Source organism: Rhodococcus sp. AH-ZY2, assembly GCF_030916465.1.
GTDB lineage: Bacteria > Actinomycetota > Actinomycetes > Mycobacteriales > Mycobacteriaceae > Rhodococcus > Rhodococcus ruber.
Genome location: NZ_CP126458.1, coordinates 1,067,669 through 1,090,475, shown reverse-complemented (window position 1 = coordinate 1,090,475; position 22,807 = coordinate 1,067,669). Strand labels below are relative to the sequence as shown.

Below are 22,807 nucleotides of genomic sequence, written 5' to 3'. Positions count from 1 at the left end.
CCCGTCGATGGTGTCGGTGGGGTGACTGTCCGCGACGAGTAGGTCTGTGGGGTGATGGCGTGCGCTGGCAGGGTCTGATCGCGGTGCCGGTGGTGCTCGGTGCCGGGTTCGCGGCGGTCGCGTCGTCCCCGGCACCGGTGGCTGCGACGGAGCACAGGGAGCCGGTCGCCGTGACGGCGGCGGACGGCAGCACCGGGGTCGGGGTCCTGCCGGCGGACCCGGCGGCGCCGCGACCCGTACGCGGGGCCGAGGCTCCGGCCGGCGCTCCCGCGGCGGATCTTCCGCCCGAGGTCACGGTCGCACCCGGACAGCCGTCGCCCGTGCTGGCCGGTGAGGGCCCCCTGGCGATCCCGGAGCTGGTGCTCTACGCGTACCGGGCGGCCGAGATGCAGCTTGCGATCGATGAGCCCGAGTGCGCACTGCCGTGGCATCTGCTCGCCGCGATCGGACGGATCACGTCGCAGCACGCCGACTCGGGACGCACCGACGTGCTGGGCACGCTCACGACCGCGCGCGTGGCTCCCGGCACGGGCAGACTCGGGCCGATGCAGCTGCCCCCGGCGGTCTGGTCGCAGTTCTCCGCCGACGGCAACGCGGACGGCACCGCGGATCCCCAGAACGTCTTCGACGCCGGTCTGGCGGCCGGCGCCTGGCTGTGCTCGGACGACGCGCGCCTGGCCGAGGCCGACGCCCGCGCCCGCGCGGCTGCCCGGTTCGATCCGTCGCCGGAGTTCGTCGCCAACGTGCAGGCCTGGTCGGCCGCGTACGAGAAGGGCGCCGCGGTCTCGCCGGGGATCGTCGTCCCGCCCTTGGCGCCGCCGGCCGTTCCGGCCCGGCCGAACACCGTCGACGTCGCGGAGACCGTTCCCGCACCCGTGTCCGGGACCACGACGGCACCCACGCCGGCGCCGGTCCCGGCTCCCGCGGTCGAGCCGGTCCCCGTCCCCGCGCCGGCAGTCGAGGCACCGCCGGCCGCGCCGGCTGTCGAGGCACCGCCGGCCGCGCCGGCTGTCGAGGCACCGCCGGCTGCGCCGGTGCTGCCGCCGCTGCCGTGTCTCGTCCCGGCGCTGTGCCCGGCGCCGCCCGCACCCTGATCGGTCACGCCTCGATCTCGTCGTAACCCCCAGCTCCAGCCGTTTGCCCAGCTCAGCGCGTTACATCACGGTAGGGTAACGGAAACGCATCGCTTCCTGTATGGTCGGTACCGCCATGTAACGAAAGCGTCTCGGGGAAGGCGCCCAGGAGGTATCGAGTGGGTCGGCACAGGAAGCCTTCGGAGTCCAAGCTCCGCCGCAATTCGGTCATCGCCCTCACCGGACTGGTTCCGGTCGGCGTGGTCGCCGCGGCCACCAGCGCCGGGGCGAGCCCCAAGACCCTGTTCGGCGTGCAGGACACCGAAGCGGTGGCCGAGCCCGTGACTGCGGCGACCGAGACCACCTACATCGCCGACGGGATCTCCCGCGACGTCGCCGCCGCGGCCGCCCTCATGACCGCACCGGAGCCTACCGCGGAGCCCGCGGCGGCCCCCGCGCCCGCCCCGGAGCCTGCCCCCGCCGCCCCGGCACCGCTCCAGCCCGGCCCCCTCGGGATTCCCGGCATCAACTTCGCCGCCTACCAGAACGCCGAGCGGATCCTCGCCGCCGAGACCCCCGGCTGCAACATGTACTGGACACTGCTCGCCGGCATCGGCCAGGTCGAGTCCGGCCATGCCAAGGGCGGTAAGGCCGACGACAAGGGCAACCTCCTCGAACCCGTGATCGGTCTGCCCCTCGACGGCAGCCTGCGCGGCCAGGCCGTCATCCGGGACACCGACGGCGGCACCCTGGACGGCGACACCGTCTACGACCGAGCGGTCGGCCCCATGCAGTTCATCCCCTCCACGTGGAAGCTCTACGCCGGCGACGGCAACGGCGACGGCGTCGCCGACCCGCAGAACCTGTACGACTCCACCCTCACCACCGCCAAGTACCTGTGCGACGGCGGCAACAACATGCACGACCTCGCGCAGGCCACCAAGGCCATCCATCGCTACAACAACTCCATGGCGTACGTCGCGAACGTGCTCGCCTGGTCGGCCGCCTATTCGACCGGCGTCACCCCCAGCGCGGCGGACCTGCCGCGCATCCACTGAGCGGGTGCCACCTACGATTGATGCCATGGCAGTCAGCGAGTCCGACGTCCGCAGCGCCCTGGCGCGGGTTCAGGATCCCGAGATCCGTAAGCCGATCACCGAACTCGGCATGGTCAAGAGCATCGAGATCGGCGGCGACGGCAGCGTCGACGTCGGCATCTACCTGACCACCGCCGGCTGTCCGCTGCGCACCGAGATCACCGACCGGGTCACCAAGGCTGTGGCCGACGTCGCCGGTGTCTCCGCGGTCCGCGTCGAACTCGACGTCATGAACGACGAGCAGCGCACCGAGCTGCGCAAGTCGTTGCGCGGCGACTCCACCGAGCCGGTCATCCCGTTCGCCCAGCCCGGCTCGCTCACCCGCGTCTACGCGGTGGCCTCCGGCAAGGGCGGGGTCGGCAAGTCCTCCGTCACGGTCAACCTCGCCACCGCCATGGCCGCACGGGGCCTGTCCGTGGGTGTGCTGGACGCCGACATCTACGGCCACTCCATTCCGCGCATGCTCGGCACCGACGCCAAGCCCACCCAGGTGGAGCGGATGATCATGCCGCCGATCGCGCACGACGTGAAGATGATCTCCATCGCCCAGTTCACCCAGGGCAACACGCCCGTGGTCTGGCGGGGACCGATGCTGCACCGCGCGCTGCAGCAGTTCCTCGCCGACGTGTTCTGGGGCGATCTGGACGTGCTGCTGCTCGACCTGCCGCCCGGCACGGGCGACGTCGCGATTTCCGTCGCGCAGTTGATCCCCGGCGCCGAGATCCTCGTGGTCACCACTCCGCAGCAGGCGGCCGCCGAAGTCGCCGAGCGGGCCGGCTCCATCGCCCTGCAGACCCGCCAGCGCATCGTCGGCGTCGTGGAGAACATGTCGTGGCTCGAGCTGCCCGACGGCACCCGGATGGACGTGTTCGGCACGGGTGGCGGTCAGGCCGTCTCCGAGCGGCTCACCCGCGCCGTCGGCGCGACCGTCCCGCTGCTGGGTCAGATCCCGCTCGATCCGGCGATCCGCGAGGCCGGCGACGCCGGAACCCCGATCGTTCTCAGTGCCCCCGACTCGCCCGCAGGCACGGCGCTGCGCGAGATCGCCGAGAAGCTCGCCGTGCGTCGCCGCGGCCTGGCCGGCATGTCGCTGGGGATCGACACCACCCGTCACCTCTAGGCGCCTGCGGCGCCGGTGTGTCCTTTGGGCTGTCCTGACCGCCCAAAGGACACACCGGCCGCGCAGCGGCCTAGGTCTAGGTCGCGTCGGAGTCGATGGGGGGCTTTTCTCCCGCTGTCAACGGCGGCGGGACGGGCTTGCTCACCGGCTTGGTGCCGGGCTTGTCGAAGTCGCCGGTGAGTAGGGAGTCGTCGCCGTCCAGCAAGTGCTTGGTGATGACCGCCTTCGGCGTCATGCCACGGAGCTGGTTCAGTTCGGACAGGGGTTGCCGCAGGTCGTCGAACTCGGGGCCGAGCTCCTCCTTCAGCTGCTCCTTCGCGCCGGATGCGTAGTCGCGGACCTGCCGCAGCGACCTGGTCACCCAGGACACCGCACCGGGCAGCCGCTCGGGGCCGAGGACCACGAGCGCCGCGACGAGCAGGACCATGAATTCGCCCCAACCGATATTGCCGAACACCGTTCCAGGGTACGTGGTGACGCGGGGTTCGCAGCCCGGAGGACCCAGGTCACAGCGGATTCCCAGCGAAGCGGCAGCGGACGGTCAGTCGGACATCGGGGTCACCTGCACGTCGACCAGGCGTCCCGCACGTACCAGCTGCACCGTGACCGGCTTGCCGATCTCCTGGGCATGCACGGCGACGACCAGTTCGTCCGCGCTGGTCACCTCGCGGTCCCCGACCTTGACGATGACGTCGCCCTCGACGATGCCCGCCTGCTGCGCAGGGCTGCCCTGCTGCACGTTGGCGACCTCGGCGCCGCTGGCGACGTCGTTGGCCACGCTACGGGTGTTGACGCCGATCTCCGGGTGGCGCATCTCGCCGGTGCGGATCAGTTCCTGGGCGACGGCGGTGACGTCGTCGATCGGGATGGCAAACCCGAGACCGACGGAACCACCCGTCTCGGTCTTGATGGCCGAGTTGATGCCGATGACGCGGCCCTCGGCATCGACGAGCGGGCCGCCGGAGTTGCCGGGGTTGATGGAGGCGTCCGTCTGCACGGCGTCGATCACGGCATCGGTGTCGGTGCCCTGCCCGCCCAGGCGCATCGGGCGGTTGAGTGCGCTGACGATGCCGCGGGTGACGGTCTTGCTCAGTCCGAGCGGGGAACCGACGGCGATCACGTCCTCCCCCACCTGCACGTCCTCCGAACGGCCGAGTTCGGCGACCGTGAGGTTGTCCGCGTCGACCGAGAGCACCGCCAGATCGGTCTTGATGTCCCGGCCGACGATCTCGGCAGGCACCTTCGTGCCGTCGTTGAACGTGACCTGGATCTTGGCGTCCGGTGCCGTGGCGGCCATCGAGACGACGTGGTTGTTGGTGACGATGTATCCGGCGCCGTCGATGACGACACCGGACCCGGTACCGGCCTCCTCGCCGAGGGTCACCTGGATCGAGACCACCGCGGGCAGCACCGCATCGGCGACGCGGGCCACCTGCCCGGACGGCAGGTCGCCGTCCTGGTCCACCTGGGCCAGCGTCACGCTACGGCTGGTGAGGGATCCGGTGTCGGACGTGACGAGCGCGACGACGAGGCCGCCGACCATGCCGATGGTCAGCGCGACCGCGGCGAGCGTGGCGAGGGCGCGGGTCTCGATCCGGCCGCCGAAGAGGACCTCCCGCAGCGTGAGCTTCGGGGCGGGCGGCAGCGGCTGCTCGTCGTGGGACTGTGCGGGCGCGCCCAGGCGCACGTTCGTGGCGGGGTCGCGCCACGGGTCCGGCTCGGGACCGTCCGCATCGGCCTCGGCGTCCGGGTCGACGGGGGGCCGTTGCAGGATCTCGGAGGTGTCCGCGGGTCGGCCGAACGCCTCGGCCAGCACCGGATCGGTGGGCGCACCGTGACGGACCGGCGGCTCGGCGGCGCGTTCTTCGGCGGACCGCCCGAACGGGCCGGTCGTGCCGGCCGGACGGCCGAAGACGCGGTTGGCGGCATCGTCGACGGCCGGGCGGTAGACCGGGCGGGGCTGCAGACGGGATGCATCGGCACGGCGGGACACCTCAGGCGCGGCGGCACCGTCCGTCTCCGGAGAGCCGGCCCGACGCTCGGACTCCCCGGCCCGACGCTCGGACTCTACTGATTCCGCTGTCACGCGTGCCCGTCTCCCCCGTGTCCGTCAGTCACGGTGCCCAGTATCACCGATGGACCCAGTATCACCGATGGACCCAGTATCACCGATGGGCCCGCCGTCACCGAAGCCACCCGTATCACCAGCGACTCGTATCACCGACGGCACTGCCACCGGACGTCCCGGACTGATCACCGCACACGGGTTCGGGCACCGTCAACGGCGCCAGCGGATCGGCCAGCGTCGCGCGGCCGACCCGAACCGGTCGGTCGCCGGCATGCCCTGGAAACCGGACGCGGGCAGGTTCCGATGATGCTGCGGGATGTCGGCGAGAGCGCCCAGGAGAGTACTCGACATCGGGGGCGGAGCCATCCGGGCGGCGTCGCGCAACGCGCGACGGGCCTGCTGCTGTGCCTCGACCTCCGCGGCGCACTCCGGGCACACGGCCAGATGCTCGGCCGCGCGGAGATACGCATTCATCCGCAGTTCGCCGTCCACGTACGCTGCCACAGCCTCACTCGCCAGGTGCTCCGTGGAACCGAACCGGCGGGTCGGGTGTGCCCTCGTCATGAAACCCTCCTGGCGGCTACCCCGCATCGACTCGACCGACTTCGACCTTCCCATGCTCGCGCAGGTGCTCACGCAGCGCCTGCCGTCCGCGATGGATGCGGCTGCGCACCGTGCCGAGCTTGACTCCCAGTGTGGCACCGATTTCCTCGTAGGACAGACCTTCGATGTCACACAGGACCACAGCAGCACGATAGTCCGGCGCCAGCGAGTCCAGCGCGGACTGCAGGTCGGCGCCGAGCCGGGCGTCGTGGTAGATCTGCTCGGGATCGGGGCCCGCGGAGGGCACGCGGTCGTAGTCCTCGGGCAGCGCCTCCATGCGGATGCGGTTGCGGCGCCGGACCATGTCGAGGAAAAGGTTCGTGGTGATGCGGTGCAGCCAGCCCTCGAAGGTGCCCGGCTGGTAGTTCTGCAACGAGCGGAAGACCCGGATGAAGGTGTCCTGGGTGAGATCCTCGGCGTCCTGCGCGTTCCCGGACAAGCGGTAGGCGAGCCGGTACACCCGGTCGCCGTGCTCGCGCACCAGCTCGTCCCACGACGGCATCACCGCACGGTCACCGGTGGCGTCGAACACTGCCGTGCCGGTGAGCTCGACGTCGGCCGTGGGCTCGACGTCGGGGCTGGGGAGCTGGGGGGAATCGGCCATGTGGATCGCTGGATCCTCCTCTTCGGGACCGCGTGATCGCGAGTGTCGGATGTCGGGTGTCGTGGTCCAACACCGTGTACGCCGGGTTTGTTCCCGGGCCCGCGAGCGCCTGTCGGTGCGGTCTGTTGTGGTACCTACACCTTCACGCACGGTGATGTGGTGCCGATATGAGCAACCTGAGCATCGCCTGAGAATCCTGTCGCCGTGCGCGCCTGCCTGCGACCGGACCCCGGCGACGATAACCTCACTGGGGTGCACACGAATGCCGAACGGATACTGGCTCACGTCGAGAACGTCACAGAGGACGACAACCTCGCCACGGCGCGCGAGCGTGCCCTCGATCTCGGGGCCGAGCCGATCCCGGCAGCGGTGGGTGCGGCTCTCGCGATGTTCACCCGCATGCTCGACGCCCGGACGGTCGTCGAGGTGGGCACCGGTGCCGGCGTCAGCGGGCTGTGGTTGCTGCGGGGCCTGCGCGAGGACGGTGTCCTGACCACCATCGACAGCGAGCCCGAACATCAGCGCGCCGCCAAGACCGCGTTCCGGGAGGCCGGGGTCACGGCCTCGCGCACCCGCCTGATCAACGGGCGCGCGCTGGACGTGCTGCCCCGGCTGGCCGACTCCGCGTACGACCTGGTGTTCGTCGACGCCACCCCCGCCGATCACCCGCACTACGTCCGGGAAGGGGTCCGGCTGCTGCGTCCGGGCGGGGCCATCGTGCTGCACCATGCGCTGCTCTGCGGCCGGGTGGCCGATCCGGCCGAACGCGACTCCGTCGTCCTGGCCGTCCGGGAGGCCACCCGGGCGGTGGTGACCGACGAGCGTCTCGCTCCGGTGTTGCTGCCGGTGGGCGACGGGCTGCTCTGCGCCGCCAAACTCTGAGCCCCGGCGCGGGCCCCGGTCGGATCCCCGTGGTCGGATTCACACGGTCGGATTCACACGGTCAGATCCACACGCCCTTACCGATGGCGACGACGCCGCCGCTGCTGACGGCGAAGCGCTGCCGGTCGCGTTCGAGGTCGACGCCGATGATCTCGCCGTCGCCGACGACGACGTTCTTGTCGAGGATCGCACGCCGCACGACCGCGCCCTTGCCGATGCGCACCCCCGGCATCAGGACGCTGCCCTCCACGGTGGCGCCGTCCTCGACCATGACATTGGAACTGAGCACCGAGTTGCGGACGGTGGCGGCGGACAGGATGCTGCCCGATCCGACGATCGACTCCTGCGCGAGACCACCCTGGACGAACTTCGCCGGCGGCCACATCTCGGAGGCACCGCGGATGGGCCAGCGCCGGTTGTAGAGGTTGAAGATCGGATGCACTGACACCAGGTCCATGTGCGCGTCGTAGAACGCGTCGAGGGTACCCACGTCGCGCCAGTATCCACGGTCGCGTTCGGTGGCGCCGGGCACGACGTTGTCGTTGAAGTCGTAGACGTGGGCGGCGCCCTGGGCGACGAGGGCGGGGATGATGTCGCCGCCCATGTCGTGGTCGGAGTCCGGGTTCTCCGAGTCCGCCCGCAACGCCTCGACCAGCACCTTGGTGGTGAAGACGTAGTTGCCCATCGAGGCGAAGGTGACGTTGGGATCGTCCGGGGTGCCGGGCGGGTGGGCGGGCTTCTCCAGGAACTGGGTGATGCGCCCCTGCTCGTCGCTGTCGATGCAGCCGAACGCGAACGCCTCGCTGCGCGGCACCCGGATACCGGCGACGGTCACCCCTGCGCCGGACTCGATGTGCTGGCGCACCATCTGCTCCGGGTCCATCCGGTAGACGTGGTCGGCGCCGAACACCACGATGTACTCCGGATCCTCGTCGTAGACGAGGTTGAGCGACTGGAGGATGGCGTCGGCGCTGCCGGTATACCAGCGCGGGCCGAGCCGCTGCTGCGCCGGTACCGGGGTGATGTACTCGCCGGTGAAACCCGACAGCCGCCAGGTCTGGGAGATGTGCCGGTCCAGCGAGTGCGACTTGTACTGCGTCAGCACGCAGATCCGCAGGAACCCGGCGTTGACCAGGTTGCTGAGCACGAAGTCGATCAGTCGATAGGCACCGCCGAACGGTACCGCCGGTTTCGCGCGGTCCGCCGTCAGCGGATACAGGCGTTTGCCCTCGCCGCCGGCGAGCACGATTCCAAGCACATGGGGCTGGCTCCTCACACAGTCAACCTATCCGCCACCCCCCGCCACCGCCAGCGAAGAGCCCATCGGTGGCCGGAACGTCACGCGCCGGATAGTTTGATCCGGTGCGGGTGGCAATGATGACGCGGGAGTACCCGCCGGAGGTCTACGGTGGTGCCGGCGTGCACGTCACCGAACTGGTTGCGCAGTTGCGCCGGCTGTGCGAAGTCGACGTGCACTGCATGGGAGCGCCCCGGGAGGGCGTCTTCGTCCACGGCCCCGATCCCGCCCTGGCAGGCGCCAACCCGGCGCTGACGACGCTGTCGGCCGAGCTGCGGATGGCGCACGCCGCCGGCAGCGCCGACGTCGTCCACTCGCACACCTGGTACACCGGCCTGGCGGGGCACCTCGCCGCCGAGCTGTACGACGTGCCGCACGTGCTGACGGCCCATTCGCTCGAACCGCGCAGACCGTGGAAGGCCGAGCAGCTGGGCGGGGGCTACCGCATCTCGTCGTGGTCCGAACGCAACGCGGTCGAGCACGCGGACGCGGTCGTCGCGGTCAGTGCCGGGATGCGACTCGACGTGCTGGACGCGTATCCGTTCGTCGACCCGGCGCGCGTGCATGTCGTGCGCAACGGCATCGACACCGGCGTGTGGCATCCGGGCCCGGCCGAACCGGGAGAGCCGTCCGCGCTGGAGAAGATCGGAGTCGACCCCGATCGGCCGATCGTCGCGTTCGTCGGGCGCATCACGCGCCAGAAGGGTGTCGGGCACCTGATCGCCGCCGCCCACGACGTCGATCCCGGGATCCAGCTGGTGCTGTGCGCCGGGGCCCCGGACACCCCGGAGATCGCCGCCGAAACCGAGCAGGCCGTGGCCGAACTCGAACGCCGGCGCGGCAACGTCTTCTGGGTCCGGGAAATGCTGCCCACCGAGTCCGTCCGCGAAATCCTCTCGGCAGCAAGAGTTTTCGTATGCCCTTCGGTGTACGAACCGCTGGGAATCGTCAATCTCGAGGCGATGGCCTGCGAGACCGCGGTCGTCGCATCGGACGTCGGGGGCATCCCCGAGGTCGTCGAGGACGGGGTCACCGGCCGGCTGGTGCACTACAACTCCTACGAGCCGCGAGCGTACGAGCAGGCGCTGGCGGCGGCGATCGACGAGGTTGCCGGGGACGCAGTGCTCGCTGCCGAGATGGGCCGGGCCGGGCGGGCGCGGGCCATCGCGGAGTTCTCCTGGGCACAGATTGCGCGGCAGACACTCGCGGTCTACCAGGAGGTCGCCGCCACGCGGCACTGAGCAGGAGGTCGCCGCCACGCGGCACTGAGCGCGGGACGGAGGGCCGGATCAGTCCGAGCGCCGTGCCCACACGGTGACGGTCACCGAGGCCGTCACCGGGAACGGCTCCGGCAGTCCCCCGACCAGTTCGGCCAGCCGTTCGCCGGTCAGGTGGTGCCCCGACGGTCCCATCCCGGCCAGCCGGCCCAGTGCCGGACGGTCGAGTTGCAGGGTGAACTGCACGTCGGCGCGGTCGACCCGCTCGAACCCGCCGGACAACGCCGCCCCGAGCCGCTCGGTCTTGCGTTCGTCCACCTGGACCATCCCCGGCAGCGTCACCAGCTCGCGCAGGTGCGCCGGGGTGGGAGCCGCGACGACGAGCACACCGCCGGGGGCGAGAACGCGATGCGTCTCGGCGGCGTTGCGGGGCGCGAAGACGGACAGCACGTGGGTGAGGACGCCGCTGCGGATCGGTAGTTGCCGCCACACGTCGGCGAGCACGGCCCCGACGCGGGGGTGGCTGCGGGCGATGCGCCGGACCGCGGGTTTGGACACGTCGAGCCCGACGCCGCGGCTGTCCGGCAGCGCGTCGAGCACCGCTGCAAGGTACCTTCCGGTGCCCGCACCCACTTCGAGAACGCGGGCACCGTCGTCGCCGGCGGGGTGCTCGGCACAGGCCCGGGCGACGGCGCCGAGCAGCGGATCGAAGTGTCCGGCGTCGAGGAAGTCCGCGCGCGCGGCGATCATCTCGGCGGTGTCGCCGGTGAATCGCGTCGCGGCCCCGGTCAGGAGGCTGACATAGCCCTGTCGCGCGACGTCGAAGCTGTGCCCGGCCTCGCACAGCAGGACGCCCTCGTCGAGGTCGAGCCCACGCTCGCACTGGGGGCAGGCGAGCAGGTCGGTCACCGCATCGAGCACGGGCAGTCCTTCCGAGAAACACAGAGCACCGGAGTACGAACAGCAACGGGCCCCGCGCACCGTGGCGCGCGGGGCCCGGGGGAACCGGCGAATCGTCGCCGGCTGCCGACACCTAGCTGGTGACGCCCTTGAGCTCTTCGCCGAGCGCTGCAGCTTCCTCCGGCGTGAGTTCGACGACCAGACGTCCGCCACCCTCGAGTGGAACCCTCATGACGATTCCTCGTCCCTCTTTGGTTGCTTCGAGGGGACCGTCCCCGGTCCGGGGCTTCATGGCCGCCATCCTCTGCTCCCTCCAAATCTGCGCTCGACTCTTGCGCGCGTGGGTTACCGTGGGGGCCTCGCCGGAAATCGACGAGGCTCGCGACATCATTCTTCCCTATCCGGCCGACCGCCGGGTAGCTGACTCCGCCCTAATGTCGCCGGAACCTGATCGAACGTCCGTATCGACCCAGCACTCGGCGAGATGGTCGTCGACCATCCCGGTGGCCTGCATGAGCGCATACGCCGTGGTAGGACCGACGAACGCGAAGCCGCGCCGCTTCAGTTCCCGGGCCATCGCCGTGGACTCCGGGGTCACCGCCGGTACCTCCGCCACCGAGCGGAGACGCCGGGCGCGCCGCGCCGGCGCGAACGACCACAGCAACGTGTCGAGGTCCGTCTCCCGTAGGTCGAGCACCGCCCGGGCGTTGCCGATCACCGCCTCGATCTTGCGCCGGTTCCGGACGATGCCGGCGTCGCCGAGCAGGCGGTCGACGTCCGCGGCGGTGTAGCCGGCGACCACGTCGACGTCGAAACCCGCGAACGCCGATCGGAATGCCTCCCGCTTCCGCAGGATCGTCAGCCACGACAACCCCGACTGGAACGCCTCGAGGGCCAGGCGCTCGAACAACTCGTCGCGCCCGTGCAACTCGCGGCCCCACTCCTCGTCGTGGTAGTCCCGGTACAGCGTGGACCCCGGCGGATCCACCGCCCACGGGCACCGCACCCGATCCTCACCCATCGTCACTCCCCCCTGTCCGACGGTCCGGCGCGGCCTCCGCCGCGACGGATGCCCCGGTCCGGCCGCTGTCCGCCTCGTCGCCGCCCGGAGTGACCCCACCGGTGTTGTCGTATTCGGTGTTCTCGTACTCGGTGTTCTCGAACTCGGTGTTGTCGTATCCGGTGTTCTCGTACTCGGCGAGCCGGGCCCGCAGATCGTCGATCTCGTGCGCGAGCCGGTCGAGCGCCCAGTCCACCTCGGCGGTCTTGTAGCCCCGCAGCACCTGCTGGAAACGCAGCTCGCGGACGTCCGCGCCGGTCACGTCGGTGACCGGAAGCGCCGTCGCCGTGGCGCCCGGCGGGATCGGCGCCAGGGTCTCCCCCCGACCGAACACCGCGCTCGCCACGAGGAACAGCACCGCGCCGACGACCACCACGACGAGCAGGTAGAGCAGAACCGTCAGCATGTACCGATCTTGGCACGGCCCCCCGACACGACGGGGTGTCAGGTGACGGTGACGACCGGGGGCCGGTCCACCAGGCTGACCTCCGTGGTGACGGGGACGAACCCGTCGCCGTCCACCAGGAACTGGGTCAGGCCCGCTCCCGAGTCGGGGATCCCGCAACGGGCCAGCATGGTGCCGACGATCTGCCGGCTCATCACCCCCAGCTCCCCCAGCGGCCGGTTCCGATGCTTGCGCACACCGAGGTTGACCTGGGCGATCGCGTCGATACCGAGCCGGTCGTAGGTGTCGAGCAGCAGCCCGATCTCGACGCCGTACCCGGGCGCGAACGGCACCGCCGACAGCAGTTCCCGGGTCCCGGCGTACTCACCGCCCAGGGGCTGCAGCACGCATGTCAGCTCCGGTCGCAGCGCCGCGAGCAGGGGCCGCGCCACCAGTTCGGTGACCCGTCCGCCGCCGTTGGCCTCCTCGGCGCCGCTGACCCGGAGCGGGCGACGGTAATAGCCCTTGACCAGGTGGATGCCGTCGCCGGTGAGCAGTGGCCCGAGCAGCTTCGGGACGAACGCCGGGTCGGGCTCGAGCAGATCCGAATCGACGAACGCGATGAGGTCACCGGTGGTGGCCGCGACGGACCGCCACAGCACCTCGCCCTTGCCGGGCACCGGGGCGAGGCCCGGGACCGCCTCCTCCCGCGAGAGCACCCGCGCACCGGCACTGCGGGCTCGCTCCGCCGTGCGGTCGGTGGACCCCGAGTCCAGAACGATCAGCTCGTCCACCAACCCGCCGAGGAGCGGATGGATGGTGTCCACCACCCCCGCGACGGTCGCCTCCTCGTCGAGCGCCGGCAGCACCACCGATACGGTCCGGCCGCGTTTGGCGCGTTCCAGTTCGGAAATGCTCCAGCCGGGCTCGTCCCAGCTGTTCGCCTCGGCCCAGGGCCGGGTGAACGCCCCGGCCGACGGCCCTGTCACCGCCGTGCTCATGCCAGCCCCCTGACGGTGCGCGCCGGGGGCCGGGTTCCGGCGACGGCCGCCACCATGTCCACCACGCGCCGGGTCGCCGCCACCTCGTGCACCCGGAACATCCGCGCGCCTGCTGCGGCCGCAAGTGCTGTCGCTGCCAATGTGCCCTCCAACCGGTCGGCGAGTTCCACCCCCAGAGTCTCCCCGATGAAGTCCTTGTTGCTCAGCGCCATGAGCACCGGCCACCCGGTATTTACGAGAACGTCCACGTGCCGCAACAACTCGAGGCCGTGGAAGGTGTTCTTGCCGAAATCGTGCGTCGGATCGATGAGGATGGAGTCGCCGGGCACTCCGGCCTTCGCGGCCCGCTCGGCCGCGGCGACGATCTCCCGGGTCACCTCGGCGACGACGTCGGTGTAGCGCACGCGGTGCGGCCGGGTGCGCGGGACCGCACCCCCGGTGTGCGAGCAGACGATGCCCGCGCCGAGTTCGGCGGCGACGGACACCAGTTCCGGGTCGGCACCCGCCCACGTGTCGTTGATCAGATCCGCGCCCTCGGCGAGCGCGCGTCGCGCGACGTCGCTGCGCCAGGTGTCGACGCTGACGAGCAGCCGGGGGTGCCGGGCCCGGATCGCCGCGACGAACGGCACCACCCGTCGCGTCTCCTCTGCTGCGTCGACCACCTCACCGGGGCCGGCCTTCACGCCACCGATGTCGACGAGGTCCGCACCCTCGGCCACGGCCCGGTCCACGGCGGCCATCGCGGCCTCGTCGGTGAAGGTCGCACCCCGGTCGTAGAAGGAGTCCGGGGTGCGGTTGACGATTGCCATCACCAGGGCCCGGTCGGTGGCGACCGGGCGGCCGCAGAGGGTCGGCGAGACGGTGACGGAAGCGGTCATGGATCCATCCTGGCATGCACGCCGGGCGGCCGAATCCGAGCGGTGAACCGGAATCCGCCCTCCGCACGGCGTGGGCGGATTCCGGACGCCCGCGCGAATCGCAGGTGCGGCGACGGAACTCAGCCCGCCGGCAGCTCGCCACCGGCGACGGACTCGACGTAGCCGTCGTATGCGGGCCGGTAGCCCTCGTCCGGTCCGGTGAGCACGTACACCGGATCCTCACCGGTGTCGGTGTAGCCCTGCTTGCGCAGGTCCACCTTGCGGCTCTTGAACGTCGAGGTGTGCTCGAGTTCGTCGACGATCCGGACGAACAGCGGCACCGCGTACGACGGCAGCGCCCGGTACAGCTGCGCCGCGACTGCGGCCCCGTCGAACTCGGCGCCCTCGTGGAGCGTGACCGCGGCCATCCCGGCCCGGCCGTCGGTGCCGGGGATCTCGACCCCGTAGACCACCGCCTGCGAGATCGACTCGCTCGCCGACACGGCCGCCTCGACCTCCGTGGTGGCGACGTTCTCGCCCTTCCACCGGAAGGTGTCACCGAGACGGTCGACGAACGCGACGTGCATGAAGCCCTGACTGCGGACGAGATCGCCGGTGTCGAACCAGGTGTCGCCGTCCTCGAAGCCGTCGCGGACCAGCTTGGACTCGCTCGCGTCCGGATCGGTGTAACCGTCGAACGGGGCGCGGTCGGTGACCTTCGCCAGCAGCAGGCCCACCTCGCCGCGCCCGACCCGGCGCAGCCGGCCGTCCGGTCCCCGCAGCGCCTTGCCGGTCTCGTGGTCGTAGTCGACCACGGCATACGGCAGTGGGCAGATTCCCGCGGTGCGCGGCTGGTTCAGGGCGTTGACGAACGCGATGTTGCACTCGCTCGCACCGTAGAACTCGGCGACGCGGGCGATGCCGAACCGCTCGGTGAACTCGGTCCAGATCTCGGCGCGCAGTCCGTTGCCGACCATCAACCGGATGCCGTGATCGCGGTCGTCGGGCGACGGCGGCTGGTTCAGCAGGTAGCGACAGATCTCGCCGATGTAGACGAACGCCGTCGCGTCGTTGCGTTTCGCGTCGGCCCAGAAGCCGGTGGCGGAGAACTTGCGGCCGAGCGCGAACGTGGCCCCGGCTGCGAGCACCGACGACAGCGACACGGTGAGCGCGTTGTTGTGGTACAGCGGCAGGCAGCAGTACAGGGTGTCGTCGCGGCGCAGCCGGACACCGAGGCTGCCCAGGCCGGACATGGACTTCAGCCAGCGGTAGTGGGTCATCCGGCTGGCCTTGGGCATGCCCGTGGTGCCCGAGGTGAAGATGAAGAAGGCGGTCTCCTTCGCCTGCAGGCGCTCGGTGACGGCGGGGTTCGCGGAGTCGGCGGCGACGGCGAGGTCGTCGAGTTCGCCGACGCGCAGCACCTTTCCGGCCGGTGGCGGCCCGTCGAGGGATTCCAGGGCCTCCTCGCACTCCTCGCCGACCACGAGGACCCGGCTGTCGAGCAGGTCGAGGCTGTGCGCGAGGACCTCCCCGCGCTGATGGTGATTGAGCATGCCGGCCGCGGCACCGAGCTTGACCGTGGCGAGCGCGACGAGCAACGCCTCCGGGCGGTTCTTCATCAACACGGCGACGACGTCGCCAGTGCGCACACCCTGCGCGGTGAGGACGGCCGCGTAGCGGTTGACCTGCGCATTGGCGTCGCCGTAGCTGAGGGCGTCGCCCTCGAAGCGCAGGAACGGCCGGTCCGGGTTCCGCTCGGCCAGGCGTTGGAACACCGACCCGATCGACTCGCGCGCCTCCGGACGCCGGGTCAGGCCCGCCGCGCCGCGCAGCAGGCTCGGTACGTCGGGCAGCATTCGCGGAAGCTGGGTGGCGAGACCCACCAGGGAGATGGTCGAACCGGACTCGGGCATGGCATCCTTCGTGGCGGTGGACAACAACTTACTGCAGAGTAAGCAACCGCGGCGCGTTGCGGAAGCCCCTCACCCGGCGCACCGGTCGAGCGCGTCCTCGACGTCCTCGGTGAGCTGCAGGTCGTCGAGGGCGCGACGATTGACGAAGCCGGTCGGCACCATCGACTCGAGCCAGTCCAGCAGTCCCCGGTAGTGCCCCACCGGATCGAGCAGCACCACCGGCTTGGTGTGCATGCCCAGGTAGCCGGCCGTCCACGTCTCGAACAGTTCCTCGAGGGTGCCGATCCCGCCGGGCAGCGCGACGAACGCGTCGGCCCGCTCCTCCATCACCTGCTTCCGCTGGCGCATCGTGTCGGTGACGATCAGCTCGTCGGCGTCGACGTCGGCGACCTCACGGTGCACCAGCGCCTTGGGGATCACGCCGACGGTGTGCCCGCCCGCGGCCCGGGTGGCCTCCGCCAGCGCGCCCATCATCGACACGTTGCCGCCGCCGGAGACCAGCTGCCAGCCGCGTCGTCCGATGGCGGTCCCCACCGCCGCCGCCAGCTCGAGGTAGGAGTCCCCGACGGGACCGGAGGCACAATAGACGCACACCGCCCGCGCCTCGACCGCGCGCTCGCCGCCGACGCCCTCGACCGGATCGAACCCGCTCACCACGACCCGCCCTCCCCGTACAGCGCCGACTCGTCCTGACCGCGATGGGCATCGACCACGATCTGCACCGCCTCCTCGACACTGTCGGTCAGATACAGCAGGTCGAGGTCGCCCGGCGAGATCCGCCCCTCGCCGATCATCGACTGCCGGATCCACTCGACCAGCCCCGCCCAGTAGTGGGTGCCGAGCAGCACGATGGGAAACCTGGTGATCTTGCGGGTCTGGACCAGCGTGAGCGCCTCGAACAGCTCGTCGAGGGTTCCGAATCCGCCGGGCAGACAGACGAATGCCTGGGAGTACTTCACGAACATCGTCTTGCGGGCGAAGAAGTAGCGGAAGTTCAGTCCGAGGTCGACCCACTCGTTGAGGGCCTGCTCGAACGGCAGTTCGATGCCGAGGCCGATCGAGAATCCCCCCGACTCGCTCGCACCGCGGTTGGCGGCCTCCATCGCCCCCGGCCCCCCACCGGTGACCACCGCATAGCCGGCCGCCGCCAAGGCGGCCCCGAGGGCGCGTCCGGTGACGTACTCGGGGTGGTCGACGGGGGTGCGGGCCGACCCGAACACCGCCACCGCGCGCGGCACCTCGGCCAGCGCCCCGAAGCCCTCGACGAACTCGCTCTGGATGCGCAGCACCCGCCACGGATCGGTGTGCACCCAGTCCGACGGACCCCGGCGATCGAGGAGCCGCTGGTCCATCGTCGTGGTCTCGGCCGCCCGGTCACGGCGCAGCTGGACGGGACCGCGGTGCACCACGTCGGCACTCGCACGGTCGCGGGATCCGGGGTCGGTGTCGCGCGCCATGCGCTCAGATTAGGGGATGCGGCACACCGCGCCTGCCGCATCCGACGCTGTGCGCGTCAGCCGGCGAGGTACCTGCGCAGCGTGTCGGCGACCTCGGTGATCTGTCCCACGGGCACGTGCTCGTCCCGGGTGTGCGCGAGGTTCGGATCGCCGGGACCGTAGTTGACCGCCGGGATCCCCAGCGCGGCGAACCGCGCGACGTCCGTCCACCCGTACTTGGCCCGGAACCGGCCGCCGGCCGCGGCGACGAGGTCCGCCGCGGTGGGGTGGGCCAGGCCGGGCAGCGCGCCGGGCGAACTGTCGGTGAGCTCGAGGGTGACGTCGAGACCGTCGAACACCTCTCGCACGTGCGCGAGCGCCTGCTCGACCGTGCGGTCGGGCGCGAACCGGAAGTTGACGTCGAGGTCCGCGGCGTCGGGCACCACGTTGCCGGCGACACCGCCGGCGATCCGCACCGCGGACAGACCCTCGCGGTAGACGCAGCCGTCGATGTCCACCGAGCGCGGTTCGTAGGCCGCGAGCCGCCCGAGCACCGGGGCCAGCCGGTGGATCGCGTTGTCTCCCAGCCAGGACCGCGCCGAATGCGCCCGCACCCCGCTCGCCGCGATCCGCACCCGCAGGGTGCCCTGGCAGCCCGCCTCGATCTGGCCGGCCGTCGGTTCGCCGAGGATCGCCACGTCCGCGTCCAGCCAGTCGCGCAGGTCCCGTTCGATGCGGCCGAGACCGTTGTGCACCGCGGCGATCTCCTCGCAGTCGTAGAACACCAGGGTCAGATCGTGCGCCGGCTCGGCGATCGTGGCGGCCAGGTGCAGGAACACCGCGTCGCCCGACTTCATGTCGGCCGTGCCGCACCCGTACAGCAACTCCCCCGCGCGCCGCGACGGCACGTTGTCCGCGATGGGCACGGTGTCGAGGTGACCGGCCAGCAACACCCGGCTCGGCCGCCCGAGGCGGGTGCGGGCGAGAACCGCGTTACCACTGCGGACGATCTCGAAACCGGTGGTCTGGGTGCGCAGCGCCTGTTCGACGGACTCGGCGATCACCGCCTCGTCCCGGGAGACACTGGGGATGTCCACCAGGGCAGCGGTCAGCTCGATCGGATCGGCATGCAGGTCCAGGTGCGGTGCAGACATGCAAGAACAATACGTGGGGCGATTTACCAGGCCGTCCGCGAGAACGACGACGCCTCGCGTACGCTTCTCGACCGTGAGTGCACAGGGAGCATCAGCAGTAGGCATCGCCAACATCGCGGCGGACGGCACCGTTCTCGACACCTGGTACCCGGCCCCCGAGCTCGGCGAATTCACCGAAACGGGCACGTCCCGGCTCGAGGGCACGGACATTCCCTCCGACTTCGCGCTGCTCGTCGGCCCCGACGAGGCGCGGGAGGTCGAGCAGGTCGCGGTCCGCACCACGATCGCCGACCTGTCCCGGCCGCCGGCCGACACCCACGATGCCTACCTGCGGCTGCACCTGCTGTCGCACCGCCTCGTCCGGCCGCACGGCACCAACCTCGACGGTGTGTTCGGCCTGCTCGCCAATGTCGTGTGGACCAACTACGGCCCGTGCGCCGTGGACAACTTCGAACTGGTGCGTTCGCGCCTGCGTATCCGGGGGCCCGTGGCCGTGTACGGCGTCGACAAGTTCCCCCGCATGGTCGACTACGTCGTGCCGTCCGGGGTGCGCATCGCCGACGCCGACCGTGTCCGTCTCGGCGCGCACCTCGCTTCCGGCACCACCGTCATGCACGAGGGCTTCGTCAACTTCAACGCGGGCACCCTCGGCAACTCGATGGTCGAGGGCCGCATCTCCGCCGGGGTCGTCGTCGACGACGGCTCCGACATCGGTGGGGGTGCGTCGATCATGGGCACCCTGTCCGGCGGCGGCAAGGAGGTCATCTCCATCGGCAAGCGATGCCTGCTCGGCGCCAATGCCGGTGTGGGCATCTCCCTCGGCGACGACTGCATCGTCGAGGCCGGCCTGTACGTCACCGCCGGCACCAAGGTCACCGGTCCCGACGGCACCGTCGTCAAGGCCAAGGACCTCAACGGCCGTTCCAACCTGATGCTGCGCCGCAACTCGGTCAGCGGCGCCGTCGAGGTGGTCCCCACCAAGGGCACCGGCGTCGAACTGAATGCGGCGCTGCACGCCAACGACTGAGTCAGAGAAACCGATCGTGTCGAAAACCGAGCACACCCTCACCGAAGCCGACCACCTCGAGCACGGACTCAAGGTCCGGCACCTGACGATGATGGGACTCGGTTCCGCGATCGGCGCAGGCCTGTTCCTCGGGTCCGGCGTCGGCATCGCCGCCGCCGGGCCCGCGGTGATCGTCTCCTACGTCCTCGCCGGCATCATGATCGTCTTCGTGATGCGCATGCTCGGCGAGATGGGGGCGGCTCTTCCGGCCAGCGGATCCTTCTCCCACTACGCCCGCATCGGCATCGGCGAATGGGCCGGGTTCACGATGGGCTGGCTCTACTGGTTCATGCTGATCATGGTCCTGGGCGTGGAGATCACCGGCGCCTCGGCGATCGTGAGCAGCTGGCTGCCGGGTGTGCCGCAATGGGTCGTGGCCCTGGTGTTCGTCACGTTCTTCGCGGTGGTGAACCTCGCGAAGGTTGCCAACTTCGGCGAGTTCGAGTTCTGGTTCGCGGCGCTGAAGGTCGCGGTCATCATCGCCTTCCTCGTCATCGGAGTGCTGCTGGTGTTCGGCCTGCTGCCGGACACCGAGCCGGTGGGGCTGACCCACCTGCTCGGCGACGGCGACGGATTCGCACCCAACGGCCTCGCCGGCATCGCCGCCGGCCTGCTGGCCGTCGCCTTCGCCTTCGGCGGCATCGAGATCGTCACCATCGCCGCGGCCGAGTCGCGCGACCCCGAGCGGTCCATCGCGACCGCGGTGCGCACCGTCGTATGGCGTATCAGCCTGTTCTACCTCGGCTCGATCTCGATCATGGTGCTGGTGCTGCCGTGGACGTCCGCGAGCGGTGAGACCTCGCCGTTCGTCAGTGTCCTCGACATCGCCGGCCTCCCCTACGTGTCGGGTTTCATGGAGCTCGTCGTGGTGATCGCCCTGCTGTCGGCCTTCAACGCCAACGTCTACGGCACCTCACGCATGGCCTACTCCCTCGCCCGGGGCGGCGACGGTCCGACCGTGCTCGCGAAGCTCTCCCGCACGGGCGTCCCCCGCAACGCCGTGCTGCTGTCCGTGTTCTTCGGATTCGTCTCGGTCCTGCTGAACTGGTGGCTGCCCGAGGACATCCTCGGCATCCTGCTCAACGCGGTCGGCTCCGCCCTGCTGGCGATCTGGATCTTCGTCGTCGTCTCCCACCTGCGGCTGCGGCCGACCCTGGAACAGGAGGGCCGCCTCACCGTCCGGATGTGGGCGTTCCCCTACCTGAGCTGGCTCACCCTCGGCATGCTCGGCGCGTTCATCGTGCTCATGTTGTTCGATCCCGCCGCCCGGATCCAGCTCGCCTCGACGGCTGTGCTGTTCCTGTTCATCGCCGCGGTGTCGCAACTGTGGCAGCGCCGCGCCCGCGCGAGAGTGCAGTAGTCCGGGTTCCCGCCGGCGACCTTCAGCGCTCGCCCCGGTCGGCGAGCGCGTTGACGAAGACGTTCGCGATGTCCGCGGGGTCGCGCGCGACGTAGCTCGAGCCGCTGGTCACCCGGGAGATCTCGGCGAGGGTCCGCGCGTCCGCGTCCTCCGTGATGCCGATCGTCACGACGATCACCGGCCGCGCCGGATCCTGCTCACGCGCGAGGATGTCGAGGAGCTGCGCCTCGGTGATGCTGTCGGGGTCCTCGTTCGCGCCGTCGGTGAGGACGATGACGCTGTTGACCGCGCGCGGGTCGTAGCTCCGCTGGACGGCACGGAACGCCGCGAGGGTCGTGTCGTACAGGCCGGTGCCGCCGCCGACCAGACCGGGCACCTTCTCCGCCTGGGCCGCCATCACCTCCCGCTGGGTGCGCCCGTCGACATCGGTGTCGTACCGCCGGATCGGCACCAGCTCGACGTAGTCCTGGCCCTCGCCGCCGAGGTTCTGCGAGAAGGCCCACAGTCCCGCCGAGACGCTGTCGGGGAACATCGCATTGCCCGCGAGGGCGGCCCGCACCGTCAGGTCCATGCGGGTGCCGTCACCGGCCGGGAACTGCATCGAACCGGACACGTCGATCGCGACGAGCGTGCGGATCGGCAGTGCCATCAACGACCAGGCGCCGAGCGCCTCCTCCGCCATCGCCTCGTCCCGCAGCGACAGCAGCGGCACACCCCCGATGCCGCGCCCTTCGGGCAGCGGCTCGCCGTCGGGTCCGCGGAATCCCTCGTCGTGGAGCACCTCGAGGGCGTCCTCCGTGCCCAGCACGTCGACCAGCACCCGCGCGGCGTCCGTCGCGCGATGGTGCCGGTCGGGGACGGGCGACGTCACCACCACCGGGTATTCCAGCAGGATGCTGCCGTTCGCCGGTACCCGGGTCTCGAGAGCGGACTCGTTCGCCTCCGAGAACGCCAGCACCTGCTGCTCGGTGGAGATTCCGACAGCGTCGTCGGCACCGGCCGCGGCCAGTAGGTCCGCACCGCTGGGTGCCTCCTCGGTGCGAATGCTCTCCTGCTGAGCCAGCGGCACCATCGCGGTCCGCACCGTGCCGACCGCGACGGGGTCGTCCTGGGTCTCCGCCAGGGCCGCCCGGATCGGGGCGGCGGCGACCCCGGTGCGGAGCGGATTGCCCAGCACCAGATCGGGAATCGCCAGGGCGGCCCGCCAGGTGGGCACCTCCGGAACCTGCCCGGGCGGTCCCACCAGGACCGCGGGGGTGCTCGCGACCGCGCCCGCGATCATCTGTACCGGCCCGGCGGCAGTCGGTGCCGCACGGCTCGCCCACCAGCGGGCGTCCGGAATCCACAGGTCGGGCGCGTCGATTCCCTTGCCGAGCAACCCGGCGACGTCACCCGGTTCGGCGGCGTCGACCGTGAACTCGTAGCACCGCGTGTCCGCGCCCCCCGACAGAACGGAACTCACAGCCGGTTCGATGCTCGGGGCGACGGCGAGGCTGTACTGCTCGACGGTGTCGCATCCGCCGGCCAGGGCACGGACCACGCCGACACCGGCCGCCGCGAACGCCACGACCGCCACCCCGACGAGTACGACTACCCGGGTCGATCGGCCGTCACGTGTCGTCCGCGCACTGTGGCGGCCTCCTGCCATCTGGTCCTCCCCTGCCGGTGCCGGGCCGCGCGGCACACACCGTCGTCATGATCTGCGCCACATCGT

The 22,807-nt window shown here is 70.8% G+C and carries 23 protein-coding genes; 7 read left to right on the top strand and 16 right to left on the bottom strand.

All coding sequences use genetic code 11. The annotated features are described in order from the left end of the window. Positions 1-59 precede the first annotated feature (59 nt). From QNA09_RS06150 to QNA09_RS06140, 3 genes are all read left to right on the top strand, one after another. Entirely contained in the window at positions 60-1,094 is a 1,035-nt protein-coding gene (locus QNA09_RS06150; RefSeq protein WP_040275501.1) for a hypothetical protein, read from the top strand. Between the two features lie 158 nt (positions 1,095-1,252). Beyond that, positions 1,253-2,131, top strand: a complete 879-nt coding sequence (locus tag QNA09_RS06145) for a lytic transglycosylase domain-containing protein (protein WP_010592444.1) — start codon at positions 1,253-1,255, stop codon at positions 2,129-2,131. Positions 2,132-2,156: 25 nt separating this feature from the next. Next, complete coding sequence (locus tag QNA09_RS06140; protein WP_203011537.1) at positions 2,157-3,290, top strand: Mrp/NBP35 family ATP-binding protein; 1,134 nt, start codon at positions 2,157-2,159, stop codon at positions 3,288-3,290. A 76-nt stretch (positions 3,291-3,366) separates the two neighbouring features. Here QNA09_RS06140 and tatB read toward each other — a convergent pair whose 3' ends face one another. The 4 genes from tatB to sigE all read right to left on the bottom strand — a co-directional run bounded on the left by tatB (position 3,367) and on the right by sigE (position 6,565). Further along, on the bottom strand, positions 3,367-3,747 hold the full coding sequence (tatB, locus tag QNA09_RS06135; RefSeq protein WP_010592445.1) for a Sec-independent protein translocase protein TatB: 381 nt from the start codon (positions 3,745-3,747) through the stop codon (positions 3,367-3,369). A gap of 84 nt (positions 3,748-3,831) precedes the next feature. After that, complete coding sequence (locus QNA09_RS06130) at positions 3,832-5,283, bottom strand: S1C family serine protease (RefSeq protein ID WP_017680198.1); 1,452 nt, start codon at positions 5,281-5,283, stop codon at positions 3,832-3,834. A gap of 285 nt (positions 5,284-5,568) precedes the next feature. Continuing rightward, complete coding sequence (locus QNA09_RS06125; RefSeq protein ID WP_010592447.1) at positions 5,569-5,922, bottom strand: zf-HC2 domain-containing protein; 354 nt, start codon at positions 5,920-5,922, stop codon at positions 5,569-5,571. Positions 5,923-5,938: 16 nt separating this feature from the next. Then, complete coding sequence (gene sigE / locus QNA09_RS06120; protein ID WP_010592448.1) at positions 5,939-6,565, bottom strand: RNA polymerase sigma factor SigE; 627 nt, start codon at positions 6,563-6,565, stop codon at positions 5,939-5,941. Between the two features lie 252 nt (positions 6,566-6,817). Here sigE and QNA09_RS06115 point away from each other — a divergent pair, with 252 nt between their 5' ends. Next, positions 6,818-7,447: an O-methyltransferase gene (locus tag QNA09_RS06115; RefSeq protein ID WP_010592449.1), complete on the top strand. Its 630-nt coding sequence runs from the start codon at positions 6,818-6,820 to the stop codon at positions 7,445-7,447. Positions 7,448-7,508: 61 nt separating this feature from the next. Here the strand turns inward: QNA09_RS06115 and glgC are convergent, their stop codons facing one another. Next, positions 7,509-8,723, bottom strand: coding sequence for a glucose-1-phosphate adenylyltransferase (gene glgC / locus QNA09_RS06110; RefSeq protein ID WP_010592450.1), 1,215 nt, complete (start codon positions 8,721-8,723; stop codon positions 7,509-7,511). Positions 8,724-8,809: 86 nt separating this feature from the next. Here glgC and glgA point away from each other — a divergent pair, with 86 nt between their 5' ends. Further along, complete coding sequence (gene glgA / locus QNA09_RS06105) at positions 8,810-9,985, top strand: glycogen synthase (RefSeq protein WP_072786282.1); 1,176 nt, start codon at positions 8,810-8,812, stop codon at positions 9,983-9,985. 48 nt (positions 9,986-10,033) lie between these two features. On the opposite strand, the gene QNA09_RS06100 is transcribed toward glgA, so the two are convergent. The 10 genes from QNA09_RS06100 to dapE form a co-directional block, all read right to left on the bottom strand. Continuing rightward, positions 10,034-10,882, bottom strand: a complete 849-nt coding sequence (locus tag QNA09_RS06100; protein WP_203011536.1) for a putative RNA methyltransferase — start codon at positions 10,880-10,882, stop codon at positions 10,034-10,036. Positions 10,883-10,994: 112 nt separating this feature from the next. Further along, on the bottom strand, positions 10,995-11,162 hold the full coding sequence (locus QNA09_RS06095; RefSeq protein ID WP_003936084.1) for a DUF3117 domain-containing protein: 168 nt from the start codon (positions 11,160-11,162) through the stop codon (positions 10,995-10,997). A gap of 96 nt (positions 11,163-11,258) precedes the next feature. Continuing rightward, a complete protein-coding gene (locus QNA09_RS06090; RefSeq protein WP_010592453.1) occupies positions 11,259-11,882 on the bottom strand; it encodes a DNA-3-methyladenine glycosylase I in 624 nt (207 codons plus the stop codon). Further along, positions 11,875-12,327: a DivIVA domain-containing protein gene (locus tag QNA09_RS06085; RefSeq protein WP_010592454.1), complete on the bottom strand. Its 453-nt coding sequence runs from the start codon at positions 12,325-12,327 to the stop codon at positions 11,875-11,877. Before QNA09_RS06085 ends, QNA09_RS06090 begins: the two co-directional genes overlap by 8 nt. Before the next feature lie 38 nt (positions 12,328-12,365). Then, a complete protein-coding gene (locus tag QNA09_RS06080) occupies positions 12,366-13,307 on the bottom strand; it encodes a glucosyl-3-phosphoglycerate synthase (RefSeq protein WP_010592455.1) in 942 nt (313 codons plus the stop codon). Next, on the bottom strand, positions 13,304-14,185 hold the full coding sequence (folP, locus tag QNA09_RS06075; RefSeq protein WP_010592456.1) for a dihydropteroate synthase: 882 nt from the start codon (positions 14,183-14,185) through the stop codon (positions 13,304-13,306). Before folP ends, QNA09_RS06080 begins: the two co-directional genes overlap by 4 nt. Before the next feature lie 119 nt (positions 14,186-14,304). Beyond that, a complete protein-coding gene (locus tag QNA09_RS06070) occupies positions 14,305-16,077 on the bottom strand; it encodes a long-chain-acyl-CoA synthetase (RefSeq protein ID WP_010592457.1) in 1,773 nt (590 codons plus the stop codon). Positions 16,078-16,146: 69 nt separating this feature from the next. Next, positions 16,147-16,734, bottom strand: coding sequence for a TIGR00730 family Rossman fold protein (locus QNA09_RS06065; RefSeq protein WP_010592458.1), 588 nt, complete (start codon positions 16,732-16,734; stop codon positions 16,147-16,149). Further along, positions 16,728-17,534: a TIGR00730 family Rossman fold protein gene (locus tag QNA09_RS06060; protein WP_010592459.1), complete on the bottom strand. Its 807-nt coding sequence runs from the start codon at positions 17,532-17,534 to the stop codon at positions 16,728-16,730. Before QNA09_RS06060 ends, QNA09_RS06065 begins: the two co-directional genes overlap by 7 nt. A 56-nt stretch (positions 17,535-17,590) precedes the next feature. Continuing rightward, positions 17,591-18,667, bottom strand: a complete 1,077-nt coding sequence (gene dapE, locus QNA09_RS06055; RefSeq protein ID WP_017680204.1) for a succinyl-diaminopimelate desuccinylase — start codon at positions 18,665-18,667, stop codon at positions 17,591-17,593. Positions 18,668-18,740: 73 nt separating this feature from the next. Here dapE and dapD point away from each other — a divergent pair, with 73 nt between their 5' ends. Together dapD and QNA09_RS06045 are read left to right on the top strand one after the other, a co-directional pair. Then, positions 18,741-19,694, top strand: a complete 954-nt coding sequence (gene dapD / locus QNA09_RS06050; protein ID WP_010592461.1) for a 2,3,4,5-tetrahydropyridine-2,6-dicarboxylate N-succinyltransferase — start codon at positions 18,741-18,743, stop codon at positions 19,692-19,694. Positions 19,695-19,710: 16 nt separating this feature from the next. Beyond that, positions 19,711-21,093 (top strand): amino acid permease, encoded by a 1,383-nt coding sequence (locus QNA09_RS06045; protein ID WP_010592462.1) that lies wholly within the window; start codon positions 19,711-19,713, stop codon positions 21,091-21,093. Between the two features lie 22 nt (positions 21,094-21,115). On the opposite strand, the gene QNA09_RS06040 is transcribed toward QNA09_RS06045, so the two are convergent. Further along, a complete protein-coding gene (locus QNA09_RS06040) occupies positions 21,116-22,741 on the bottom strand; it encodes a substrate-binding domain-containing protein (protein WP_026137628.1) in 1,626 nt (541 codons plus the stop codon). Positions 22,742-22,807: the final 66 nt, after the last annotated feature.

What these genes read in the sequence shown, in the direction of transcription:
- folP (WP_010592456.1), bottom strand. Translation starts at nt 14,185, where the DNA reads ATGACCGCTTCCGTCACCGTCTCGCCGACCCTCTGCGGCCGCCCGGTC.
- dapE (WP_017680204.1), bottom strand. Translation starts at nt 18,667, where the DNA reads ATGTCTGCACCGCACCTGGACCTGCATGCCGATCCGATCGAGCTGACC.
- QNA09_RS06040 (WP_026137628.1), bottom strand. Translation starts at nt 22,741, where the DNA reads ATGGCAGGAGGCCGCCACAGTGCGCGGACGACACGTGACGGCCGATCG.
- QNA09_RS06090 (WP_010592453.1), bottom strand. Translation starts at nt 11,882, where the DNA reads ATGGGTGAGGATCGGGTGCGGTGCCCGTGGGCGGTGGATCCGCCGGGG.
- QNA09_RS06095 (WP_003936084.1), bottom strand. Translation starts at nt 11,162, where the DNA reads ATGGCGGCCATGAAGCCCCGGACCGGGGACGGTCCCCTCGAAGCAACC.
- QNA09_RS06125 (WP_010592447.1), bottom strand. Translation starts at nt 5,922, where the DNA reads ATGACGAGGGCACACCCGACCCGCCGGTTCGGTTCCACGGAGCACCTG.
- QNA09_RS06070 (WP_010592457.1), bottom strand. Translation starts at nt 16,077, where the DNA reads ATGCCCGAGTCCGGTTCGACCATCTCCCTGGTGGGTCTCGCCACCCAG.
- sigE (WP_010592448.1), bottom strand. Translation starts at nt 6,565, where the DNA reads ATGGCCGATTCCCCCCAGCTCCCCAGCCCCGACGTCGAGCCCACGGCC.
- QNA09_RS06080 (WP_010592455.1), bottom strand. Translation starts at nt 13,307, where the DNA reads ATGAGCACGGCGGTGACAGGGCCGTCGGCCGGGGCGTTCACCCGGCCC.
- QNA09_RS06060 (WP_010592459.1), bottom strand. Translation starts at nt 17,534, where the DNA reads ATGGCGCGCGACACCGACCCCGGATCCCGCGACCGTGCGAGTGCCGAC.
- QNA09_RS06140 (WP_203011537.1), top strand. Translation starts at nt 2,157, where the DNA reads ATGGCAGTCAGCGAGTCCGACGTCCGCAGCGCCCTGGCGCGGGTTCAG.
- QNA09_RS06085 (WP_010592454.1), bottom strand. Translation starts at nt 12,327, where the DNA reads ATGCTGACGGTTCTGCTCTACCTGCTCGTCGTGGTGGTCGTCGGCGCG.